The sequence below is a fragment of the Bradyrhizobium sp. STM 3843 genome (genome assembly GCF_000239815.1).
Classification (GTDB): Bacteria; Pseudomonadota; Alphaproteobacteria; order Rhizobiales; family Xanthobacteraceae; genus Bradyrhizobium.
On sequence record NZ_CAFK01000273.1, the window covers coordinates 1 to 2,230 of the forward strand.

Annotated in this window: 2 protein-coding genes; both read left to right on the forward strand. The window is 62.6% G+C overall.

All coding sequences use genetic code 11. The annotated features are described in order from the left end of the window. The first annotated feature begins 459 nt into the window (after nt 1-459). A complete protein-coding gene (locus BRAS3843_RS27715) occupies nt 460-1,608 on the forward strand; it encodes a thiolase domain-containing protein (protein WP_008972440.1) in 1,149 nt (382 codons plus the stop codon). After that, nucleotides 1,608-1,997, forward strand: coding sequence for an OB-fold domain-containing protein (locus BRAS3843_RS27720; RefSeq protein ID WP_008972441.1), 390 nt, complete (start codon nt 1,608-1,610; stop codon nt 1,995-1,997). The genes BRAS3843_RS27715 and BRAS3843_RS27720 overlap by 1 nt, the downstream gene beginning before the upstream one ends. Nucleotides 1,998-2,230: the final 233 nt, after the last annotated feature.

Sequence of the window (2,230 nt, forward strand, 5' to 3'; positions counted from 1 at the left end):
CCGTCGCGCAGGGAATGCCGGCTGATCGGCTGCACCTGTGGTACCTGCCGCCTGCATTTTTTTCGCAGGCGGGCCATGGGTGAGGCCTTCACCCGGCATTCCCTGCGCCCTCCGTCCTTTCGAGGGTGAGTGGCATCAGCACAACTCGGGCAGCATCTGCCGCGGGAATGGGATGTCATGCGTAGTTCGATCATTCAGCACAATCGCGCAACATCACTGGTGTCGTCCCCGCGAACGCGGGGACCCATAACCACAGGGAGAAGTGGGTGCGCGAGCTGGTCGACGATCGAGCGTAACAATGGCCGCCTGTGAGTATGGGTCCCCGCGTTCGCGGGGACGACGGCTGAGTGTTTGGCAGCCATCTCCATCCTGCGGAATATTTTCGCCGCTTGCCAAGCCTCATCCGGCGGTCCACAAAATCTCCTCAACACAGGGACGAAACGCCAAGCGGAGAACGAGTTGACCATCAAGGGCAAGGCCTACATCTCCGGGATCTATGAGCATCCGACCCGGCATGCACCGGACAAATCCACCGCGCAACTGCATGCCGAAGTCGCCAAGGGCGCAATCGAAGATGCCGGGCTCAGCGTCCAGGACGTGGACGGCTATTTCTGCGCGGGGGATGCGCCCGGCGGCGCCTGGCCGATGGTCGACTATCTCGGCTTGAAGGTGCGCCACATCGATTCCACCGAGACCGGCGGCTGCTCCTATCTGATCCATGTCGGCCATGCCGCCGAGGCGATCGCGGCGGGCAAGTGCTCAGTCGCGCTGATCACGCTCGCGGGCAAGCCGCGCACCGGCCCGATGCCGCCGCGCGCCGCAGGCGCCGAGGCCGATTTCGAGGCGGCTTACGGGGCCACCACGCACAATGCCTACGGCATGTGTGCCATGCGGCACATGCACGACTACGGCACCACGAGCGAGCAGCTTGCTTGGATCAAGGTCGCCGCCTCCCATCACGCGCAATACAATCCGCATGCGATGCTCAAAGAGGTCGTCACGGTCGAGGACGTCTTGAACTCGCCGATGATCTCCGATCCGCTGCATCGGATGGATTGCTGCGTCGTCACTGACGGCGGCGGCGCGTTGATTGTCACGACGCCGGAGATCGCAAAGAGCCTGAAGAAGCCGCCGGTGCGCCTGATCGGCCATGGTGAGGCGATGAAGGGTCCGCGCGGCGGCAAGGATCTCGACCTCACTTATTCTGCAGGCGTGTGGTCCGGTCCGCGCGCATTCGAGGAAGCGGGCGTGACGCCTGCGGACATCAAATATGCCTCGATCTACGACAGCTTCACGATCACTGTCTTGATGCAGCTTGAGGATCTCGGCTTCTGCAAGAAGGGTGAGGGTGGCAAATTCGTCGCCGACGGCAACCTGATTTCGGGCGTCGGCAAGCTGCCGTTCAACACCGACGGCGGTGGCCTCTGCAGCAACCATCCGGTCAACCGCGGCGGCATGACCAAGGTGATCGAGGCCGTGCGCCAGCTCCGCGGCGAAGCTCATCCGAAGGTGCAGGTGCCGAATTGCGATCTCGCGATCGCCCATGGCACCGGCGGACTGCTCGGCGTTCGCCACGCCGCCTCGACCTGCATTCTGGAGCGCGTGTGATGACTGAAGCGAAGAAATATCCGGCGCCCATCACCAATCCCGAGACCAAGCCGTTCTGGGATGCGGCCGCTGAGGGCAAGTTCATGATCAAACGCTGCACGGCCTGCGGCAAGGCGCATTACTATCCGCGCTCGATCTGCCCGTTCTGCTTCTCCAACCAGACCGTGTGGGAGCAGAGCGCGGGCGAGGCTGTGATCTACACCTTCTCGATCATGCGGAAGTCGCCGACCGGCCCTTACGCGATCGGCTATGTCACCTTGAACGAGGGCCCGTCGTTGCAGACCAATTTCGTCGACTGCGATCTCGACAGTTTGAAGATCGGCCAGAAGGTGAGGGTGGTGTTCAAGCCGACCGACGGCGCGCCGCTGCCGTTCTTTACGGTGGTGTAGTTGGTGTTGGAAGATCGGTAGGGTGGGTTGAGCGAATGCGAAACCACCGACATTTGCGTGATGTGTGATGGGTATCGCTGCGCTCAACCCATCCTACGATTGGTTTGATGTTCGCGTAGCGATTGCCACGCGACAGCTATGACCCTCTCCCCCTGTGGGAGAGGTTGGCAGCCGCCCGGCGATGCGAAGCATCGTCCGCAGGCTGCCGGGTGAGGGGTCTCTCTCCGCAGAGG